Below are 19,594 nucleotides of genomic sequence, written 5' to 3'. Positions count from 1 at the left end.
GCGAAGGTTGTCGGACGGTCCCGGTACTCTCGCGGCGTGGCTCTCGCGCTGTACCGCAAGTACCGTCCGGCAACCTTCGCCGAGGTCGTCGGGCAGGAGCATGTGACCGAACCCCTCCGCACGGCGTTGTCCGCCGGGCGGATCAACCACGCCTACCTCTTCTCCGGCCCGCGCGGCTGCGGGAAGACGTCGAGCGCGCGCATCATGGCGCGCTCGCTGAACTGCGTGAAGGGCCCGACACCGGACCCGTGCGGCGAGTGCAGCTCCTGCAAGGCGCTCGCGCCGGAGGGTTCGGGCAGCGTCGACGTCACGGAGCTCGACGCGGCCAGCCACGGTGGTGTCGACGACGCCCGTGAGCTGCGGGACAAGGCGTTCTACGCGCCCGCCGAGTCGCGCTACCGCGTGTTCATCATCGACGAGGCGCACATGGTCACCACGCAGGGCTTCAACGCCCTGCTGAAGATCGTGGAAGAGCCGCCAGAGCACGTCATCTTCATCTTCGCGACCACCGAGCCGGACAAGGTGCTCACCACCATCCGCTCGCGCACGCACCACTACCCGTTCCGGCTGATCCCGCCCGGCGCGATGCGCACGCTGCTGGAGAGCAACGTCGCCTCCGAGGGCGTCGAGGTCGAGCCCGCGGTCTACCCGCTGGTCATCCGGGCCGGTGGCGGTTCGGCGCGCGACACGCAGTCGGTGCTCGACCAGCTGCTCGCCGGCGCCGGGCCCGACGGGATCAACTACAGCCGCGCGGTGTCGCTGCTGGGCGTCACCGACGTCGCGCTGATCGACGACATGGTCGACGCGCTCTCGACCGACGACGCCGGCACCGTGTTCGGCACCGTCGAGAAGGTCGCCGAAGCCGGGCACGACCCGCGCCGGTTCGCGACCGACCTGCTCGACCGGCTGCGCGACCTGGTGCTGCTGCGCGCGGTGCCGGAGTCCGCGGGTGGCCTGGTGTCCGCGCCCGAAGACGAACTGGCGCGGATGGTCGGCCAGGCCGAACGCCTCGGCCTCGGCACGCTTTCGCGGTACGCCGACATCGTCCACAATGGACTCCTGGAGATGCGCGGCGCGACGTCCGCCCGGCTCGTGCTCGAGCTGCTGTGCGCGCGGATGCTGCTGCCGTCGGTCACCGACGCGGAAAAGGCGCTGCTGGCGCGGATCGAGCGGCTGGAACGCCGCGCGACGGTGGTCGCCGGCGGTGGCGCGCCCGCCGAGGGCGGCGTCGAGCCGCCGATGCGGGCCGCGCCGGAGAAGGAGTTCTCGCGGCCGTCGCAGCGCCCGGCATCGGCCGGTCCGGCGCCGGTGGCGATCCCGGAGCCGCCCACGGCCGAACCGAACCCGCCCGCTTCCGCGGCGGCCGCTCCGGCGGTGGCTCGTCCCGCGCAGTCTGCTGCTGCGCCAGGCGGTCCTGCGCAGCCTGCTGCCGCATCAGCCGGTGTGGCCCGGCCTGCCTCCGCACCGGCCGGCCCGGCCCAGCCTGCTGCTGCGCCGGGCGGTTCTGCCCAGTCTGCGGCTGCGCCAGCCGGTGCTGCTCAGCCTGCTGCCGCATCGGCCAGTGCCTCCGCATCGGCCGGTGCCGGTGCACCGGCCTCCACTTCGGCGTCCGCGGACGGTGGCTGGGGCACACCTCGCACCCCGGGCGGCGGGATCCCCGCGCAGCCGGCGGCGGCCGCACCCAGCGACGCCAGCGGCTGGGGCGCGACCCGGACGCCGGGCGGGGACCCACCCGCCCCGGCCGCCGAGCCCGAGCCGGTGGCCGCCGCCGCACCCGCGGCGCCCGGCGCGCTGGACGCGGCCGGGCTCCGGAACATCTGGCCGCAGCTGATGACGGCGCTGCGCAAGTTCACCGGCGGCCGCAGCCTCGAGGCGATGCTCACGCAGGCCACGGTGGCGACCGTCGAGGGCAGCGCCGTCACGCTGACGCACAAGTCCGAGCCGCTGGCCCGCCGGCTGTCCGACCAGGACAACGCCCGCAAGATCGCCGGCGCGCTGACCGAAGTCCTCGGCGGCGACTGGCAGGTCCGCTGCGTCCACGGCAACGCCCCGTCGGCCGCCCCCGCGGCCCGCGCCCAGCAGGCGGCGCCCGCGCCGAAGCAGTCGTTCACCCGCCAGTCGGCGGCCGCCCCCGCGGCGCCCCCGGCCCCACCTGCCGCACCGACCCGCCCGGCGGCCCCGCCCGCCCCGGCAGCCCAGCCGGTGCGCCCCAAGGTCACGACGGCCGAGCCGGACATCCCGCTGCCCCCGGAACCCTCCGACGAGGACGACGACGACCTCTACAACGAGGACGCCAGCCCGGCCCCGCCGCCACCTCCGCCCCCGCCGGACCAGGACCCGGACGAGCTGGCCCGCAGGCTGATCTCGGACCAGCTGGGCGCCCGCCCCCTGGACTGACCAAGTCCGTGAATGTCACATCGAGGGATCTGAAGTCCCTCAATGCGACATCCACGGCTTCGGCCCCGCCACCCCACGTACCCGGACGGTCGGCCGGCGTACCCGCACAGTCGGCTCGCGTACCTGGACGGTCGGCTCACGACCCGGCCCTCTAGGTACGCAAGCCGACCCTCTGGGTACGCGACCCGACCCTCTGGGTACGCGACCCGACCCTCTGGGTACGCAAGCCGACCCTCTGGGCACGCGAGCCGACGCTCTCGGCACGCGAGCCGACTCTCTCGGTGCGTGAGCCGACTGCCTGGGTGTGTGGGCCGACCTCTGGGTCGGGGGTCAGGAGGCCCAGGGGCCGATGCCTGTGACCCGGTCCGCCTTGATCCGGACGATCACCGCGGTCGGCGAGCCCTGGTTGCCCAGCAGGTACTTCGGGACGCCGAGGTAGCGCTGGGCCTGGCGGTCCATCAACGCCGTGAACTCGTCGGCGATGTCCGGGCCGACGATCGACGCCGTGCCGCGGACCAGCAGGTACTGCGGCAGCCCACGGGCGTCGTGGCCGTCGTGGTCCTCGATCAGGACCGTCACGCGCGGGTCGTTGCGGATGTTGCGCACCTTGGGCCGGCGGCCTTCCATGCCCATCACGATCTCGTCGCCCTCGCGGCTGGCCCAGACCATCGACGTCTGCGGGGAGCCGTCCGGGTTGATCGTGGTCAGGACGGCGTTGAAGGGCCGCTCGAACAGTCGGTGGCTGCTTTCGGGGAGTTCCATAACCCCGAGACTAGGAAGCCGACAGGTACTCCTCGGTACCTTGGTTCCCATGGGTGACTTCTCCGGCGACGTCTTCCTCGCGGACTGCCCGGCCCGGCTGGCGATCGAGATCATCGCCGACAAGTGGGCCGTCGTCGTGGTGTTCGCGCTCAGCCGCGGGCCGCGGCGGCACGGTGAGCTCGTCGACCTCATCGGCGGCATCTCCCGCAAGGTCCTCACCCAGACGCTGCGCAAGCTCCAGGGTTACGGCCTGGTCGACCGCCGCGGTTACGCCGAGGCGCCACCGCGCGTCGACTACAGCCTCACCGACCTCGGGCAGACGCTCGTCGAGCCGATCGGCGTCCTCACGAAGTGGGCGACCCTGCACGGCGAGGCCGTCACCGCGGCTCACGAGGCCAGGTAGGCCTCGATCGCCGCCGCGATGGCGGACGCGAACTGCTGCCGCCCCTCGGCGCTCGACATCCGGGCCGCTTCGGTCGCGTTGCGCATGTTCCCGCACTCGACGAGCGCGATCGGCCGCGTCGAGAGGTTCAGGCCACCGAGGTCCGCGCGCGCCGAAAGGCCGTTGCCGCCGATGTAGTTCGACGTGCTGAAGCCGCCGGTGCGCATCGTGTCGCGCAACGTCTGGGCCAGCCGCGTCGACGGCGCGCCCTGTGCCGCGTTCAGCGGCGGCGACGAGTAGGCGACGTGGAAGCCGGTTGCCCCGGGCGCGTTCGAGCCGTCGGCGTGGATCGAGACGACGGCGTCGGCGTTCGCGTCGTTGCCGGCCGCGGCCCGCTTGTCGACGCACGGGCCGACGCCGGTGTCGTTCTGTCGCGTGTAGACGACGCGGATTCCCTTGGCCGACAACGCTTCTCCGACCCGCTGGGAGACGTCCCAGGTGAACGCGTGCTCGGGGTAACCGGCGTTGGTCGACGTGCCGGTGGTGTTGCACGGCTTGGTCTGCCCGCGCCCCGCGGGCACGAGCCGGTTGATCTCCGCGCTGTGCGAGCCGTTGCCGCCGTTGTGCCCCGGGTCGAGCACGACGACCTTGCCCGAAGCGACCGGGGCGACCGGCGGCGCGGCCGCCGAAGAGGGCGGCGCGGGCGGCACGACCGGCGAAGGCGTGACGGTCGTCGGCGTGGGCGTGACCGTCCGGGTGACGACGGGAGCGGGCGCGGGAGCCGCCGGGGTGTCTTCTTCGCAGCCGGTGAGCAGCAGGGCACCGGCCAGCAGGAGGGGAGCAATCGCGCGTCGCACGGCGACCACGGTGCCACAACCGGGGCCCGCCCGTGGCGCGACTACCCTGGTGGTGACACAGGCGTGCAGAGAGGACCGAGTGCGATCATGGTGCAACCCGGCGGCGGCTTCGACATTTCCCAGCTGATGCAGCAGGCCCAGCAGATGCAGCAGAAGCTCGTCGAGGCGCAGGAGGAGCTCGCCAACACCGAGGTCACCGGCAGTGCCGGCGGCGGGCTGGTCACCGCGACCGTGTCCGGTGACAGCCAGCTCAAGAGCCTCCAGATCGACCCGAAGGTCGTCGACCCGGACGACGTCGAGACCCTGTCCGACCTGATCGTGGCGGCGGTCCGCGACGCGTCGGCGAGCGCGCAGAAGCTCACCGAGCAGAAGCTCGGCCCGCTGGCCGGCGGCCTCGGCGGCGGTGGCGGCATGCCGGACCTCGGCGCCCTCGGCTTCGGCGGCTGACGAACTTGTACGAAGGTGTCGTCCAGGACCTGATCGACGAGCTCGGGCGGTTGCCGGGGGTCGGGCCGAAGAGCGCCCAGCGGATCGCGTTCCACTTGCTGGCCGCGGACCCGGTGGACATCTCCCGGCTGCAGGACGTCCTCGGCAAGGTCAAGGAGGGCGTGCAGTTCTGCGAGGTCTGCGGCAACGTCTCCGAGCAGCAGCGGTGCCGCATCTGCCGCGACGAGCGCCGCGACCTCACGGTCATCTGCGTGGTCGAGGAGCCGAAGGACGTCCTGGCGGTCGAGCGCACGCGCGAGTTCAAGGGCCGATACCACGTCCTGGGCGGCGCGCTGGACCCGTTGTCGGGCATCGGCCCGGAGCAGCTGCGGATGCGTGAGCTGCTCAAGCGCATCGGCGAGGCGGACATCACCGAGATCATCATCGCGACCGACCCCAACACCGAGGGTGAGGCGACGGCGACGTACCTGGTCCGCATGCTGCGCGACTTCCCGGGGTTGAGCGTGACACGGCTGGCGTCGGGCCTGCCGATGGGCGGTGACCTGGAGTTCGCGGACGAGCTGACCCTTGGCCGCGCGCTCTCGGGCCGCCGGGTGCTCTAACGGGCGTCGAAGCGGCGCAGGTCGTAGAGGTCCATCAGCCGGATCACCTTGTTCGCGTACTCCGGGTCGGTGGCGTACTTCCGCGCCACCGCCCGGATGAACGCGTCCGGGTCGGCGCGCACCGGCAGCGCCGCCGCGTAGTTCGGTGACGTCGTCAGCAGCCGGCCGTAGTCGCGGAACGAGTCGTCGGCCGAGGCGTACGAGCGGAAGAACGCGTCCACCGGGTGGCACGGCGACGGCACGCACTCGGACGTCTGGTAGCGCGCGCACCGCACCGCGATCGGCCCCGGGCTCGCCGGGCGGACGCACTTGAAGCCGAAGTAGTTCAGCTCGGCCGTCGACAGCTTGCTGCGGCCCCAGTTCGACTCCAGGATCGACTGGGCCACCGTGACCGACGCCGGGATGTCGTACGCGGCGCGGATCCGCAGGGCGATCGGGGCCGCCGCGCCGACGTACGCCTGCTGGTAGCCCGCGCTCAGCGCCGCGTCACGCGTGGCGGCCTGGTCGATCGGCGGGACGACCAGCAGGACCGCCGCGAGTCCGAAGTGGATCATGGCGGCAAAGCTGCCCGATCCCCGCGGCCGCGGCGACCCGCGTCACCCCAACGGGCGTCAGCAGTAGCCGAGCTGCGCCAGGGTGTCCACGATGATCTCGGACGGGTGGTACTTGTCCATCCAGGACTCACCGCGGCGGTACTGGTAGGTGTCGAGGAAGTTCTGCAGCTTGTCGCCGCGCATCTCCGTCAGCACCACCGTCTCGCCGAGGTGCTGCGGCGTCTCGGTGCGCTCGCGGTGCACCGCGCACGGCAGGCCGAGGTAGTAGCACTCCGCCGAGAGACCACCCGAGTCGGTGACGACGTACTCGGCGCGCGCGACCAGCGGCAGGAACTTCAGGTACCGCATCTTCGGCTGCGCGATGAACTTGTCGTCGAACAGGTTGTCCAGGCCCAGTGAGCGGATCTTCTCGCGCTCGGGCGCGCCGGCCATGTACAGGATCGGCATCTTGCGGCTCTGCTCGCGCAGGATCTCCAGCACCTCGCGGTACTTGTCCGCGCGCGAGACCAGCTCGAAGCGGTGCAGCGTGGCCAGGCCGAACTTCTCCGGCAGGTTCGGCACGTCCAGCGGCTGGTTGATGGCCAGGCGCATGGCGTCGATCGCGGTGTTCGCCTCGGTGTCGACGACGACGCCGCGGGCGTTGCGCAGGTTGTTCACCTCGCGGATGCTCGGCGCGAAGTGCATGTCGACGATCTTCGCCGCGATCTTGCGGTTGAGCTCCTCGGGCAGCGGCGACAGGATGCTGCCCGACCGCGCCCCGGCCTCGACGTGCCCGACGCGGGACTTCAGGATCCGCTTCCCGATCAGCGAGCCGTACGGCGTGGTGAACGTGTCGCCGTGCACCAGCACCAGCGGCGGCCGGCCGTCTTCGTTCAGGGCGGCGCGCAGCTCGTGGCGGCGGCTCCAGGCGGTGCGCATGACCTGCGCGGCCCAGCCCGGCACCTGCGACGGCGACTCGAGGTTGTGCGCCTTCTCCTCCGGCACCAGCCAGACGTCGGGCGCCGGCATGTCCAGGTCGGCCAGTACGTCGGCCACCTCGTCGACGTGCTGGGCGGTGAACCAGATCTTGGGCCGCATCCCGCGCTCGCGGATCCCGTGGTAGACGGGCGCGATCTTGATCAGTTCCGCGGTGGTGCCGAGAATGAAGGAAATCACCGTGAAGGCCCATTTCTGGTCGGGTGCGGTGGCGCAAGGATACTGGCCGACCCGGCGTGGAGGCCGCCGGGTAGCCTCGGCCCGGTGAGTGCGAACCCGCTCCTCCCCTCGCTCAGCGTCGTGATCCCGGTCTACAACGAGCAGGACTGGATCGAACGCAGTGTCGGCGCGCTGCTCGCCTCGGCCGAGGCGGCCAACTGGCCGATCGAGGTCGTCGTGGTCGACGACGGCAGCACCGACGCCACGCCGACCCGCCTCGACGCACTGCGCGAACGCCACGGCATCACCGTGCTCAGCCAGGCCAACGGCGGCCGGTTCGAGGCCCGCAGCGCGGGCATCGCGAAGTCGTCCGGCGAGTGGATCGCGCTGCTCGACAGCCGCGTCATCCTCGACGAGCCGACCCTCACGTTCCTGCGCGACCAGCTCGTGGACCACCCCGAGCGCGCGGTCTGGAACGGGCACATCAACGTCGCCTCCGAGCACAACCCGTACGCGGGTTTCATGGCCGGGCTGGTCAAGGTCCCGTGGCGCAAGTACTGCGCGAACCCGCGGCTGATGTCCTACGGCATCGAGGAATTCGACGTCTACCCGAAGGGGACGACGTTCTTCTGCGCCCGCCGCGCCCTCCTCGAAGGCTCGGTCACGGCGTTCGCGTCGCTGTTCGACGACATCCGCTTCGCCAGCGACGACACCCGCATGCTGCGCTGGATCGCCGAGCGCGAGCGGATCTGGCTGGCCCCGGAGCTCTCCGCGACCTACAACGGGCGCGACTCCTTCAAGAAGTTCACGCAGCAGGCCTACTTCCGCGGCACGACCTATGTGGACTCCTACATCGGCTCGCCCGGCCCGGCCCGCAACGCGCTGTTCGGCGCGCTCGCCGTCGGCGTCCTCGGGCTGGCTTTCGCCGCGAAGAAGCCGAAGACGACGCTGGCCGCCGGGGTGCTCGGCGCGGTCGCGGCCGGCGAGGTCGTGAAGAAGTGCGGCGCGACCGGGCCGGAGGCCCGCGCGGTCACCAAGCTGCTGCCGGTGTTCGCCGGCGGCTTCGGCGCGGGTGTCGTGCGCGGACTGGCGATGGCCGTGCGGACCTCGCTCCGGCGCCGATGAGCACCGAGGTGGAGACTCCGGCCGCCGCCCGCAGCGGCCGCACGACCGCGGGCAGCCTCGGCGGCTCGCTGATCGTGTCGATCGGCCTCGGTTACGTCCTCACCGTCGCCTGCCAGCGGCTGTTGCCGCCGCAGGAGTACGCCATCTTCGTCACGTTCTGGGGCCTGGTGATGGGCCTCGGCAGCACGCTCTCGCCGCTGGAGCAGGAGCTCTCCCGCCAGTCGGCGGTGGCCGCGCTCGGCGGCGGCAAGGCGGGCCGCCCGGCGCTGCGCGCGGTGGCCGTCGGCGTGCTGGTCGCGGCGGTCTTCTCCCTCGCCCTGCTGATCCCGCCGGTCAACGAAAAGCTCTTCCACGGCGACTGGTCGCTGGCCCTGATCGTGCTGGCCGGCGGCGTCGCGTTCGCCTGCCAGTTCGGCACCCGCGGGCTGCTGATCGGCCAGCACAAGGTGAAGGCGTTCTCGCTGCTCGTGGTGGCCGAACCGGCGATCCGGGCGCTCGTGCTGGGTGTGCTGGTCGTCTCGGTCGCCTACAACATCGTCTCGCTGGCCATCGCGGTCGCCGCGGGGTCGTTCGCCTGGCTGCTGTTCGCCCGGCCGGCCCGGCGGCTGCTCGACCCGCACGTGGACGGCGACGGCTGGGGCGTCACCTCCCGCCGGATGGGCATGCTGCTGGTCGGCGCGGCCCTGACGGCCGCGGTCATCACCGGCTACCCGGCGCTGGTCGGCCTGCTGGCCCCGGGCGGCGACGGCGACCGCGTCGGCGCTCTGTTCGCCGCGCTGGTCATCGCCCGGCTGCCGCTGACGCTGATCGGGCCGGTGCAGTCGCTGGCCGTCCCGTTCGTCGTGCGGCTCTCGGTCACCGCCGAAGGCCGCCACAAGCTGCGCCGCGTGCTCGCGCTCGGCGCGGCCGCGTCCCTCGTCCTCGCCGCGCTCGGCGCCCTGGTCGGGATGTGGCTCGGGCCGTGGGCGGTGCGGTTCATCAGCGGCCCCCGCTACGACATCGACGGCTGGTCGGTCGCGGGGCTGGTGTGGTCGTCGGTGCTGCTGGTGCCGATGCAGCTGCTCACGGCCGTGCTCGTGGCCCGCACCCAGGCCAAGCTCGTGCTGCTCACCTGGGCCGTGGTCACCGGCACGGCGTCCCTGCTGCTGGTGCTCCTACCAGGCGACACCGTGTTCCGCGCGGTCGTCGCGCTGGCCGTGGCGCCGACGCTGGGCCTGGCCGTGGTGCTCGCGTTCGTTCTCCGGCGCGCACCGGAATCGACGGCCGTGACAACCTCGGACACCGGTGAAACGTCTTCATAGCGGCCCAGTAAGGTGCGTTGGGCCCGCCGGTGGGGACGGGAAACGGCGTGAAGTGCCGGTAAGGTTTGGACTGCGAATTCGATGAACGTACTGCTCGTTTTGCTCGCGTTCTGGCTGCCGGGTCTGGTGTTCGGTGCCGCGATCCAGCTGCGCGGCTGGACGCTGGCCGCCGCCGCGCCGATGCTGACGTTCGGCCTGGTCGCGCTCGGCATCCCGGTGCTCGGCCGGTTCGGCATCCGCTGGACGACGCTCAACGTCGCGTTGTGGACGCTGGTGCTCTCGGCGGCCGGCTTCGGCCTGGCCTTCGCCGTGACCCGGTTCACGCGCCGCCGCCACCCCGACTGGGAAGAGCCGGAGCGGCCCGCGCGCAGCGTCCGCGACCACGTGCTGATCGGCCTCGGCGTCGCCGCCGGCATGGGCATCGGCACCGTCACGATCCTGCGCGGCTTCCGGAGCATCGACAACGTCCAGCAGGGCTGGGACGCGCCGTTCCACGCCAACCTGGTGCGCTGGATCGCCGAGCACGGCGACGCGCGCCCGTCGACCGTCGGCACGATCGCGAACCTGCCGAACGAGACGCACTACTTCTACCCGGACACCTACCACGCGCTGCTCGCCCTGGTCTTCGGCAAGGGCGGCCTGACGATCATGCCGACGCTGAACCTCGCGGCGCTCGCGGTGGTCCTCACCGTGCCGCTCGGCGTCGCCGCGATGTGCCACGCCTGGCGGATGCCGGCCATCGGCGTCGCCGCGGCCGCCACGGTGTCGGCGTGCTTCACGGTGTTCCCGTACGACTCGCTGTGGCGCGGCCCGCTGTGGCCGTTCGTCGCCGGTGTCGCGCTCATCCCGGCCATGCTCGCGGTGGCGCGCCACCTGCTGGAGCCTCGCTCGATCGCCGGGCCGGTCGCCATCGGCGTCGGCGTCGCCGGGCTGGCCGGGCTGCACACGAGTGTCGTGTTCGTCGTCATCGTGTACTTCCTGCTGATCCTGCTCGCGGTGGTGTTCCGCTTCGAGAAGATCGTCTGGCGGCGGTCGCTGACGTCGCTGGTCGCGAGCGTCGTGCTGGCGGCCGCGTTCGGCATCCCGGTCGTGCTGCCGTCGCTGTACAACGCGGGCGGCGTGACGAGTGCCTTCTGGGCGTCCGAAGCCACCGTGTCCGGCGCGTTCGGCGAGACGATCACGTTCTCGCCGATGGCCGCGTTCCCGCAGTGGTGGATCGGCATCCCGGCCATCATCGGCGTGTTCCTGCTGGTCAAGCACCGCCGGATGCTGTGGATGGTCGGCGCCTACGTCGTGCTGGGCACGCTCTTCGCCGCGACGGTGTCGATGGAGAGCAACCTGATCCACACGCTGAGCAGCCCGTTCTACAACGACAACTGGCGCGTCGCGGCCCTGGTGCCGCTGGCCGGCTGCGTCGCGTTCGGCGAGTTCGCGCACACCGCGTCCGGCTGGTTCGCCGAGAAGGTCGCACCCCGGCTGCCGAACCTCAAGCCGGCGACGCTCACCCTGGCCGGTGTCGTCGTGGTGGCCCTGGTGGTCGGCGGGCTGAGCCGCGGCGGCTACATCGGCCGCAACGCCGCCCGCCTGCAGCTCAACTACAGCGACGGCCCGACGGTCAGCAAGGACGAGGAGACCGCGTTCGCCTGGCTCGCGCAGCACACCGCGCCGGGCGAGCGGGTGCTGAACGACAAGGCCGACGGCTCGGTCTGGATGTACGCGCTGGCCGGCGTGATGCCGACGCAGTGGAACTTCTACGGCGCCGAGCTGAACACGGACGCGGGCTACCTGAGCGTCTACGCCAACGAGGTCGAGAAGTACCCGGAAGTGCGCCGGCTGCTCACCAACCTGAAGGTGCGCTACGCCTTCGTCGGGGAGGGGAAGGTCACCAAGACGACCCCCAACGACGTCGGCCTCCTGGGCCTGGACAAGAGCCCCGGGTTCAAGCTGGTCTACCACAACGCCGGTGCCTCGATCTACGAGATCGAGGGGCAGCAGGGTGTCGTCGCTTCCGGGGCTGCTCCTGGGTCTCCGGCCGGTAACGGGCAGTGAAAGGCTAAAGTGATCGCGTGTCCGCGTCTTCTGTGACCTCCGTGACCCACCGCAAGGTGCTGATCGTGATGCCCGCGCTGAACGAGCAGGCGAGCGTCGCTTCGGTCATCGAGCACGTGAAACGGGCTCGGCCGGACGTTGATCTGCTGGTCGTCGACGACGGTTCGGCCGACGACACCGCCCGCCTGGCCCGCGCGGCCGGCGCCGAAGTGGCCCGGCTCGCCGTGAACCTCGGGGTCGGCGGGGCCATGCGCACCGGCTTCCGCTACGCCGCCGCCCGCGGGTACGACGTCGTCGTGCAGGTGGACGCGGACGGCCAGCACGACCCCGACGAGCTCGAGGCCCTCCTGCGCGGCCTGGACGACGCGGACATCGTGATCGGCTCGCGGTTCGCCGGCAAGGGCTCGTACAAGGCCAGCGGCCCGCGCAAGTACGCCATGGTCGCGCTGTCGCTGGTGTTCTCGCGGCTGGGCAAGACCAAGCTCACCGACGTCACGTCGGGGTTCAAGGCGATGGGCCCGCGCGCGATCCGGCTGTTCGCCGGCTACTACCCGGCCGAGTACCTCGGCGACACGGTGGAGTCGCTGGTGATGGCGATCCGCGCGAAGCTGGTCATCAAGGAGATTCCGGTCGTCATGCGCGAGCGCGCGGGCGGCACCCCCAGTCACTCGCCCGTCAAGTCCGCTGTCTACCTGGGCCGGGCCGGGCTCGCGCTGCTGCTGGCGCTGGTGCGCCGCCGCCCCGCGGTCGACTCGTCCGACTCGGCATAAGGAGCTCGCGAAGATGGCCGGTTGGCGCATCCTCAGCATCGTCATCGCCTGCTTGGTGCTGTTCGTCGTCCTCGAGATGATGCGACGCCGCAAGCTCCGCGAGAAGTACGCGGGCGTGTGGCTGGTCGTCGCCGTCGGCGTGGTGGTGCTGGCCGTGATCCCGTCGGCCGCGCAGTTCCTGGCCAACCTGAGCGGGGTCGAGACCCCGTCGAACTTCGTCTTCCTGCTCGCCGGTGTCGTGCTGGCGCTGGTGTCGCTGCACCTGTCGACCGAGGTCGGGCACCTGGAGGAAGAAGTGCGCACGTCGGTCGAGGAGACCGCGTTGCTGCGCTGCGAGCTCGAAGACGCCAAGCGCGAGCTGGAACGCCGGATCGTCGAGCTGGAGGCCCGGGTGTCGGCCCCGGACGACGTCAAAGGGCTTCCCGCGGTCGAGCGCGTCGGCAAGTGACGCGCTGATCGAAGCCCTGCTGGCCGCGCCCGCGCGGCTCGGCGGGGTGCGGCTGCTGGCCGTCGACGGCCCCTCGGGGGCCGGGAAGTCCACGCTGGCCTCGGAAGTCGTCGCCGGGCTGCGGGCCCGCGGGTGCCGCACCGAGCTCGTGAGCACGGACGCTTTCGCGACCTGGGACGACCCGGTCGGGTGGTGGCCACGGCTCCTCGACGGCGTCCTGAAGCCGCTCGCGGCCGGCGTCGAAGGTGCTTACCGGCGGACTGACTGGTCCTCCGGGGTCCCACAACCGGGGGAACTCGTCCGGGTGACAGTCGCGGACGTCCTGGTGCTGGAAGGTGTTTCGAGCGGCCGGGCTTCGGCAAGACCCCTGCTTTCCCACCTCTGCTGGATCTCCGGCGGCACGGAGGCCGAGCGGCTGGCCCGGTCCGTGGCGCGCGACGGCGTGGCGTCGAGGGCGGAACTGGGCCGCTGGCAACGGTTCGAGCGCGGCTGGTTCGCCGTCGACGGCACCCCCGATGCGGCCGGAACCCGACTTTCGTCGGGGTTGGATCACTCACGCTCCGTGTCCGAAGCACTCCGTATCGATCAAGGGTGACTGCGCGCAAAACACTGCTGGGCTAACGCGGGTACCGCCATCTGAGTCAGGGTTCGGGCACTCGGCGCACCCATAGCCCACAAATGGTCACATTCTGTCGTGATTTACGGACACATTGCGGTCAAATCGACGCCCACGTAGCGCGATCGTAACCTCACGTGCTTAAGTGCGAGCCGAGTTCCCGCTAGTGTCGGCGAGCACACCGATCGTCCGGGGTGTTCCTGACCGACCGGACGGTGACTTAAAAACCCGAACATCTCCCAAGGGGTGCCAGATGCAGCAATTGCGGCTGACCCGAACACGCCGCGTGGCCCTGATCGGGCTCACCGGCGCGCTCGCGGTTTCGCTGTCCGCCTGTGCGGATTCGAAGCGTGACGAGGGCGCCGGAGGTGGTACCGGAGGCACGCTGATCTTCGGCGCCGCCGGAAACCCGAAGATGTTCGACCCGGCGTTCAACGACGAGGGCGAGACCTTCCGGATCACCCGCCAGATCTACGACACGCTGATCCAGAACAAGCCGGGCACCGCCGACCTCGAGCCGTCTCTCGCCGAGAAGTGGGAGCCGAGCAACGACGGCAAGACCTGGACGTTCACCCTGAAGTCGGGCGTCAAGTTCTCCGACGGCACCCCGATGGACGCCGCCTCGGTCTGCTTCAACTTCGACCGCTGGTTCAACATGAAGGGCGCCGCCGCCCAGAGCCAGATGATCTACTACGGCGACGTCTTCGAGGGCTTCGCCAAGAACGAGGGCGACGCGACGGGTGACCCCGTCTACAAGAGCTGCGAGGCGAAGGACCCGGCGACCGCGGTCCTGAACCTGAACAAGCCCAAGGGCGCGTTCCCGTCGGCGTTCACGCTGCCGTCGTTCGCCATCCAGAGCCCGACCGCGCTCAAGGCACACAACGCCGACACGGTCACCCAGAGCGGCGACTCGTTCACCTACAGCGAGTACGCGAACAAGTTCCCGGTCGGCACCGGCCCGTTCAAGTTCGAGAGCTGGGACCAGGCCAAGGGCGAGATCACGCTGGTCAAGAACGACAGCAGCCCGACGCCGCCGAAGCTCGACAAGCTGATCTTCAAGGTGATCCCGGACGAGAACGCCCGCAAGCAGGCGCTCAAGGCCGGCGACATCAACGGCTACGACTACCCGAACCCGGCGGACTACGGCCTGCTGCGCAACGACGGTGAGCAGGTTCTCATCCGCCCGTCGTTCAACGTGCTGTACCTGGGCATCAACCAGGCCAACAACCCGAAGCTCAAGGACGTCAAGGTCCGCCAGGCGCTGGCCTACGGCGTCAACCGCGAGCAGTTCGTGAAGTCGAAGCTGGCCGAGGGTTCCGAGGTCGCGACCGAGTTCGTCCCGAAGGTCATCTCGGGTTACACCGACGACGTCACCAAGTACCCGTACGACCCGGAGAAGGCCAAGCAGCTGCTGCAGGAGGCCGGGGCGACGGATCTGACGCTGAAGTTCTACTACCCGACCGAGGTCACCCGGCCGTACATGCCGAACCCGGCGGACACCTTCACGGCGATCTCCGAGGACCTGAAGAAGATCGGCATCAAGATCGAGACCCACGCCGAGCCGTGGAACGGTGGTTACAAGGACGACGTCCAGAAGGCCGGCAAGCAGGACCTCCACCTGCTCGGCTGGACCGGTGACTACAACGACGCCGGCAACTTCGTGGGCACGTTCTTCGGCCGTGAGAAGAAGGAGTTCGGGTTCAACAACCCGCAGCTCTTCTCGGCTCTGAGCGCGGCGGACGCTTCGGCGGCCGGTGACGCCCACGCCAAGGCGTACCAGGAAGTCAACAAGCAGATCATGGACTTCCTGCCGGCGATCCCGATCGCCTACCCGACCCCGGCGATCGTGGTCGGCCCGAAGGTCAAGGGTCTGGTGGCGAGCCCGCTCACCGACGAGCGCTTCAACACCGTGACCGTCAGCTGATCTGAATTTCGGCCAAGCAAGGGGTGGGCGCTACCGCGCCCACCCCTTGCGCCTAATCCCGGGCTGGCTACGAAGGACTGCACGTGCTCCGTTTTCTCGTGCGTCGGTTGCTACAAGCGATTCCGACGCTCTTCATCCTGTCCATCCTGATCTTCGCCTGGCTCCGGTCCCTGCCCGGCGGCCCCGCCGCCGCGCTGCTGGGTGACAAGGCGACGCCGGAGAAGATCGCCAACCTCAACCACGTCCTCGGGCTCGACCAGCCGATCATCCTGCAGTACTTCGGGTTCCTCGGCCGGGCGTTCACCGGCGACTTCGGCAACTCCCTGGTGTCGACCCAGCCCGTCATGGGCGAGATCGTCACCTTCCTGCCGGCGACCATCGAGCTCGGTCTCACCGCGATGATCATCGCGATCGTCGTCGGCATCCCCGCCGGTTACCTGGCCGCGCGGTTCCGCGGCGGGCCGGTCGACAACCTGGTCATCGTGCTCAGCCTCATCGGCGTCGCGGTGCCGGTGTTCTTCCTCGGCTACATGATGCAGGACCTGCTGGCCTCCCCGCTCGGCTTGCCGTCGCAGGGCCGCCAGGCCGCGGGTCTCGACGCCACCGCGATCACGAACTTCGCCATCCTCGACGGCATCATGACCGGCGAGTGGGACGCCGTCTGGGACGCGATCAAGCACCTGGTCCTGCCCGCGTTCGCGCTCGCCACCATCCCGCTCGCGGTGATCACCCGGATCACCCGCGCGTCGGTGCTGGACGTCCTCAACGAGGACTTCGTCCGCACGGCCAACTCCAAGGGCCTGACGCAGCAGGTGGTGCGCACCCGGCACGTCCTGCGCAACGGCCTGCTGCCGGTGGTCACGACGATCGGCCTCCAGACCGGCGCCCTGCTCGGCGGCGCGGTGCTGACCGAGCGGGTGTTCAACTTCCGCGGCCTCGGGTTCCTGCTGGCCGAGGGGATCGAACGGCGTGACTACCCCCGGCTGCAGGCCCTCCTGCTGTTCGGGGCGGTGGTGTACGTGCTGGTGAACATGCTGGTCGACGTCTCTTACGGGATCATCGACCCGAGGGTGCGTGTGCGATGAACACTCTGCTGAACAAGAAGAAGGAACCGATCGACAAGCTCGCCGCGGCGAGCGGGCGCAGCCTCGGCGGTGAAGCCCTGCGCCGGATGCTGCGCAGCCCGGTCGCGCTCACCGGCGGCGGCATCACCGGCCTGTTCCTGCTCCTGGCGATCTTCGCGCCGCTGCTGGCCCCCAAGGACCCGCAGGACCGCGCGTTGCAGGACCAGGTCCAGCTGGGCCGGGGCATCATCCCCGGTTCGATGCCCGGTTACCCGCTCGGCGTGGACGACTTCGGCCGCGACTTCCTGTCCCGGCTCATCGTCGGCGCCCAGCAGACGCTGCTCGTCGGTGTGCTGGCCACGGTGATCGGCGTGCTCATCGGCGTCATCATCGGCGGGATCGCGGGCGCGTTCGGCGGCTGGGTCGACACCGTCCTCATGCGGCTCGTCGACGTCATGCTGTCGTTCCCCTCGCTGCTGCTGGCCATCTCGATCGCGGCGCTGTTCGCGAACCCGAGCCAGTGGACGGTCATCCTGGCCGTGTCGATGGTCGGCGTGCCGATCTTCGCCCGGCTGCTGCGCGGTTCCATGCTGGTGCAGCGCGACGCCGACCACGTGCTGGCGGCGACGTCCCTCGGCGTGAAGCGCGGGGCGATCGTGTTCCGGCACATGCTGCCGAACTCGCTCGGCCCGGTCATCGTGCAGGCCACGCTCACCTTGGCCACGTCGATCCTCGAGGCCGCGGCGCTGTCGTTCCTCGGCCTGGGCGACCCGGACCCGTCGCGCGCGGAGTGGGGGCTGATGCTGGGCAAGGCCTCGCGCCAGTTCCTCGACATCCGCCCGGAGCTCGCGTACTACCCGGCGATCGCGATCATCATCGTGGCGCTCGGGTTCACGCTGCTCGGCGAGTCCCTCCGCGAAGCCCTCGACCCGAAGAACAGGCGGTGAGAACCCATGGCACTCCTTGAAGTCCGTGACCTGACGGTCGACTTCGTCCGCCGTGGCGAGCGGCCGTTCACCGCGGTGGACAGCGTCAGCTTCGACGTCGAGCCGGGCCAGACCGTCGGCCTGGTCGGCGAATCCGGCTGCGGCAAGTCCGTGACGTCGCTGGCGATCATGCGGCTGCTGGCGCGGCGCGGCAACAAGGTCAGCGGTTCGGTGAGCTACGAAGGCACCGACCTGCTGAAGCTGTCGGACCGCGAAATGCGCGACCGGCGCGGCCGCGACCTCGGCATGGTGTTCCAGGACCCGCTGTCCTCGCTGAACCCGGTCATCCCGATCGGGCTGCAGATCACCGAGGTCCTGGAGCGGCACCGCGGGATGTCGCGCAAGGCGGCGTCCGTCGAAGCGACGGACCTGCTGGACAAAGTCGGCATCCCCGACCCGTCGCGGCGGCTTTCCGAGTACCCGCACCAGCTTTCCGGCGGCATGCGGCAGCGCGCGCTGATCGCGATCGCGCTGGCGTGCCGGCCGCGGCTGCTCATCGCCGACGAGCCGACCACGGCCCTAGACGTCACCATCCAGGCGCAGATCCTGGCGCTGCTGCGGGAACTGGTGCAGGACACCGGAACCGCGCTGATCATGATCACGCACGACCTCGGCGTCGTCGCCGGGCTGTGCGACGAGGTCAACGTGCTCTACGGCGGCCGGATCGTCGAGCGGGCGAAGCGGCACCAGCTGTTCGCCGAGCCGCGTCACCCGTACACCCACGGCCTGCTCGCCTCGATCCCGCGCCTTGACGCGGGCCGCGGCGAGAAACTGGTCCCCATCAAGGGATCCGTGGCCGACAACATCCCGTGGGACGGCGGTTGCGCGTTCGCGCCCCGCTGCCCCAACGCACTGCCGGTCTGCCGCGAGGTCTCGCCGCAGCTGGTGCCCGACCACGGCGGGCTGCTGCGCTGCCACAACCCCGTGCGGCCGGCGGTCGTGGCGGGAGGAGGAGCTCGATGAACCAGCCTGCTGGTGACGTGCTGCTCGAGGTCAACGACCTCAAGGTGCACTTCCCGATCAAGAGCGGCGTCGTGTTCGACCGGACGGTCGGGCACGTCTACGCGGTCGACGGCGTCGACCTGGCCATCCGCCGCGGGGAGACCTACGGCCTGGTGGGCGAGTCCGGCTGCGGCAAGTCCACGCTGGGCCGGGCGATCCTGCGGCTCAACGAGCCGACGTCCGGTTCGGTGAAGTTCGACGGCACCGACGTCGCGAAGCTCAAGGGAGAGGATCTGCGGAAGGCCCGGCGCCGGATGCAGATGATCTTCCAGGACCCGATGTCCAGCCTGGACCCGCGGCAGTCGGTCGAGTCGATCCTCGTCGAGGGCATGCACGCGCACGGCCTCGACAAGGACAAGGAGGCCACCCAGCGGCGGCTGCGTCAGCTGCTGTCCGCCGTCGGCCTCCCGGAGTCGTCGCTGCGGAAGTACCCGCACGAGTTCTCGGGCGGGCAGCGCCAGCGCATCGGCATCGCGCGGGCGCTGGCGGTGGAGCCGGACCTGATCGTCGCGGACGAGCCGGTGTCCGCGTTGGACGTCTCGGTGCAGGCCCAGGTGGTGAACCTGCTGGAGGACCTGCAGGACCAGCTCGGCCTGACGTACGTGGTGATCGCGCACGACCTCGCGGTGGTGCGGCACATCTCCGACCGCATCGGCGTGATGTACCTGGGCGCGCTGGTGGAGGAGACGGACGCGGACTCGCTCTACCGCGACCCGCTGCACCCGTACACCCGGGCGCTGCTGTCGGCGATCCCGGTGCCGGACCCGCAGGTGGAGGACACGCGCGAGCAGATCCTGCTCGCGGGCGACCTCCCGTCACCGGCCAACCCGCCGTCGGGCTGCCGCTTCCACACGCGCTGCCCCTGGCGCCAGGCGAGCTTGTGCGACACGGACCGCCCCCAGCTCCGCGAAATCGGCGGCGGCCACCGAGTGGCCTGCCACTACGCGGAGGACATCCGCGACGGCCGCATCCAGCCACACGAGGTGAAGCCGGAACTGGTGGAACTGACCGGGGCGTTGAACCCCGACCTGGGCCCGCCGGACATCGGCACTTCAGCCGAGATCCTGTGATCTCGTGACCTGGTGACCTTGTGAACCGAAGACCGGCCGGGCAGTTGCTGCCCGGCCGGCCTTTTGTTCGGGGTCCGCTTCCCTTTCGTCGATGGAAGTTTCGG

19 protein-coding genes are annotated in these 19,594 nt (G+C 70.6%); 15 read left to right on the top strand and 4 right to left on the bottom strand.

Features of this window, described 5'->3' with window-relative positions; all coding sequences use genetic code 11:
* Positions 1–36: 36 nt before the first annotated feature.
* Positions 37–2,397 (top strand): DNA polymerase III subunit gamma and tau, encoded by a 2,361-nt coding sequence (locus tag OG439_RS35935; RefSeq protein ID WP_326945049.1) that lies wholly within the window; start codon positions 37–39, stop codon positions 2,395–2,397.
* Between the two features lie 330 nt (positions 2,398–2,727).
* On the opposite strand, the gene OG439_RS35930 is transcribed toward OG439_RS35935, so the two are convergent.
* Positions 2,728–3,159, bottom strand: coding sequence for a TIGR03618 family F420-dependent PPOX class oxidoreductase (locus OG439_RS35930; RefSeq protein WP_247058949.1), 432 nt, complete (start codon positions 3,157–3,159; stop codon positions 2,728–2,730).
* 49 nt (positions 3,160–3,208) lie between these two features.
* Between OG439_RS35930 and OG439_RS35925 the strand changes: the two genes are divergently transcribed.
* On the top strand, positions 3,209–3,562 hold the full coding sequence (locus tag OG439_RS35925; RefSeq protein WP_326945048.1) for a winged helix-turn-helix transcriptional regulator: 354 nt from the start codon (positions 3,209–3,211) through the stop codon (positions 3,560–3,562).
* Here OG439_RS35925 and OG439_RS35920 read toward each other — a convergent pair.
* On the bottom strand, positions 3,547–4,407 hold the full coding sequence (locus OG439_RS35920) for an N-acetylmuramoyl-L-alanine amidase (protein ID WP_326945047.1): 861 nt from the start codon (positions 4,405–4,407) through the stop codon (positions 3,547–3,549). The genes OG439_RS35925 and OG439_RS35920 overlap by 16 nt on opposite strands.
* A gap of 78 nt (positions 4,408–4,485) precedes the next feature.
* On the opposite strand from OG439_RS35920, the gene OG439_RS35915 reads away from it, so the two are divergent.
* Positions 4,486–4,845, top strand: a complete 360-nt coding sequence (locus tag OG439_RS35915; protein ID WP_326945046.1) for a YbaB/EbfC family nucleoid-associated protein — start codon at positions 4,486–4,488, stop codon at positions 4,843–4,845.
* 5 nt (positions 4,846–4,850) lie between these two features.
* A complete protein-coding gene (recR, locus tag OG439_RS35910) occupies positions 4,851–5,447 on the top strand; it encodes a recombination mediator RecR (RefSeq protein ID WP_247058945.1) in 597 nt (198 codons plus the stop codon).
* On the opposite strand, the gene OG439_RS35905 is transcribed toward recR, so the two are convergent.
* Both OG439_RS35905 and OG439_RS35900 read right to left on the bottom strand, forming a co-directional pair.
* Positions 5,444–6,001, bottom strand: a complete 558-nt coding sequence (locus OG439_RS35905; protein WP_326945045.1) for a glucosaminidase domain-containing protein — start codon at positions 5,999–6,001, stop codon at positions 5,444–5,446. The two genes, recR and OG439_RS35905, sit on opposite strands and share 4 nt — an antisense overlap.
* 57 nt (positions 6,002–6,058) lie before the next feature.
* A complete protein-coding gene (locus OG439_RS35900) occupies positions 6,059–7,156 on the bottom strand; it encodes a UDP-N-acetyl glucosamine 2-epimerase (protein WP_326945044.1) in 1,098 nt (365 codons plus the stop codon).
* Between the two features lie 84 nt (positions 7,157–7,240).
* On the opposite strand from OG439_RS35900, the gene OG439_RS35895 reads away from it, so the two are divergent.
* The 11 genes from OG439_RS35895 (at position 7,241) to OG439_RS35845 (ending at position 19,490) form a co-directional block, all read left to right on the top strand.
* Positions 7,241–8,260 carry a glycosyltransferase family 2 protein gene (locus OG439_RS35895; RefSeq protein ID WP_247058942.1) on the top strand — a complete coding sequence of 340 codons (1,020 nt, stop codon included), beginning with the start codon at positions 7,241–7,243 and terminating at the stop codon, positions 8,258–8,260.
* Positions 8,257–9,561, top strand: coding sequence for a hypothetical protein (locus tag OG439_RS35890; protein ID WP_326945043.1), 1,305 nt, complete (start codon positions 8,257–8,259; stop codon positions 9,559–9,561). The genes OG439_RS35895 and OG439_RS35890 overlap by 4 nt, the downstream gene beginning before the upstream one ends.
* An 81-nt stretch (positions 9,562–9,642) precedes the next feature.
* Positions 9,643–11,610 (top strand): DUF6541 family protein, encoded by a 1,968-nt coding sequence (locus OG439_RS35885; RefSeq protein ID WP_326945042.1) that lies wholly within the window; start codon positions 9,643–9,645, stop codon positions 11,608–11,610.
* Positions 11,611–11,666: 56 nt separating this feature from the next.
* A complete protein-coding gene (locus tag OG439_RS35880) occupies positions 11,667–12,380 on the top strand; it encodes a glycosyltransferase family 2 protein (protein WP_326951702.1) in 714 nt (237 codons plus the stop codon).
* Between the two features lie 13 nt (positions 12,381–12,393).
* Positions 12,394–12,828 (top strand): DUF2304 domain-containing protein, encoded by a 435-nt coding sequence (locus tag OG439_RS35875; protein ID WP_247058939.1) that lies wholly within the window; start codon positions 12,394–12,396, stop codon positions 12,826–12,828.
* Positions 12,829–12,880: 52 nt separating this feature from the next.
* Positions 12,881–13,423 carry a uridine kinase family protein gene (locus OG439_RS35870; protein WP_326951701.1) on the top strand — a complete coding sequence of 181 codons (543 nt, stop codon included), beginning with the start codon at positions 12,881–12,883 and terminating at the stop codon, positions 13,421–13,423.
* 274 nt (positions 13,424–13,697) lie between these two features.
* Positions 13,698–15,368 (top strand): ABC transporter substrate-binding protein, encoded by a 1,671-nt coding sequence (locus tag OG439_RS35865; RefSeq protein ID WP_247058938.1) that lies wholly within the window; start codon positions 13,698–13,700, stop codon positions 15,366–15,368.
* A gap of 83 nt (positions 15,369–15,451) precedes the next feature.
* The gene (locus OG439_RS35860) at positions 15,452–16,453 is read left to right on the top strand and encodes an ABC transporter permease (protein WP_247058937.1); all 1,002 of its coding nucleotides are present in this window, start codon (positions 15,452–15,454) and stop codon (positions 16,451–16,453) included.
* Complete coding sequence (locus tag OG439_RS35855) at positions 16,450–17,379, top strand: ABC transporter permease (RefSeq protein ID WP_247058936.1); 930 nt, start codon at positions 16,450–16,452, stop codon at positions 17,377–17,379. Before OG439_RS35860 ends, OG439_RS35855 begins: the two co-directional genes overlap by 4 nt.
* A 6-nt stretch (positions 17,380–17,385) precedes the next feature.
* Entirely contained in the window at positions 17,386–18,381 is a 996-nt protein-coding gene (locus OG439_RS35850) for an ABC transporter ATP-binding protein (protein ID WP_247058935.1), read from the top strand.
* Positions 18,378–19,490 carry an ABC transporter ATP-binding protein gene (locus tag OG439_RS35845; protein WP_326945041.1) on the top strand — a complete coding sequence of 371 codons (1,113 nt, stop codon included), beginning with the start codon at positions 18,378–18,380 and terminating at the stop codon, positions 19,488–19,490. The genes OG439_RS35850 and OG439_RS35845 overlap by 4 nt, the downstream gene beginning before the upstream one ends.
* The last annotated feature ends 104 nt before the right edge of the window (positions 19,491–19,594 follow it).

Source organism: Amycolatopsis sp. NBC_01307, assembly GCF_035975215.1.
In the GTDB taxonomy this organism is placed as follows: Bacteria; Actinomycetota; Actinomycetes; order Mycobacteriales; family Pseudonocardiaceae; genus Amycolatopsis.
This window is presented reverse-complemented; position numbering and strand designations above follow the sequence as displayed.

Coding starts and splice junctions, on each gene's coding strand:
- OG439_RS35905 (WP_326945045.1), bottom strand. CDS start 6,001: ATGATCCACTTCGGACTCGCGGCGGTCCTGCTGGTCGTCCCGCCGATC.
- OG439_RS35850 (WP_247058935.1), top strand. CDS start 17,386: ATGGCACTCCTTGAAGTCCGTGACCTGACGGTCGACTTCGTCCGCCGT.
- OG439_RS35855 (WP_247058936.1), top strand. CDS start 16,450: ATGAACACTCTGCTGAACAAGAAGAAGGAACCGATCGACAAGCTCGCC.
- OG439_RS35930 (WP_247058949.1), bottom strand. CDS start 3,159: ATGGAACTCCCCGAAAGCAGCCACCGACTGTTCGAGCGGCCCTTCAAC.
- OG439_RS35875 (WP_247058939.1), top strand. CDS start 12,394: ATGGCCGGTTGGCGCATCCTCAGCATCGTCATCGCCTGCTTGGTGCTG.
- OG439_RS35865 (WP_247058938.1), top strand. CDS start 13,698: ATGCAGCAATTGCGGCTGACCCGAACACGCCGCGTGGCCCTGATCGGG.
- OG439_RS35890 (WP_326945043.1), top strand. CDS start 8,257: ATGAGCACCGAGGTGGAGACTCCGGCCGCCGCCCGCAGCGGCCGCACG.
- OG439_RS35885 (WP_326945042.1), top strand. CDS start 9,643: ATGAACGTACTGCTCGTTTTGCTCGCGTTCTGGCTGCCGGGTCTGGTG.
- OG439_RS35915 (WP_326945046.1), top strand. CDS start 4,486: ATGGTGCAACCCGGCGGCGGCTTCGACATTTCCCAGCTGATGCAGCAG.
- OG439_RS35845 (WP_326945041.1), top strand. CDS start 18,378: ATGAACCAGCCTGCTGGTGACGTGCTGCTCGAGGTCAACGACCTCAAG.
- OG439_RS35925 (WP_326945048.1), top strand. CDS start 3,209: ATGGGTGACTTCTCCGGCGACGTCTTCCTCGCGGACTGCCCGGCCCGG.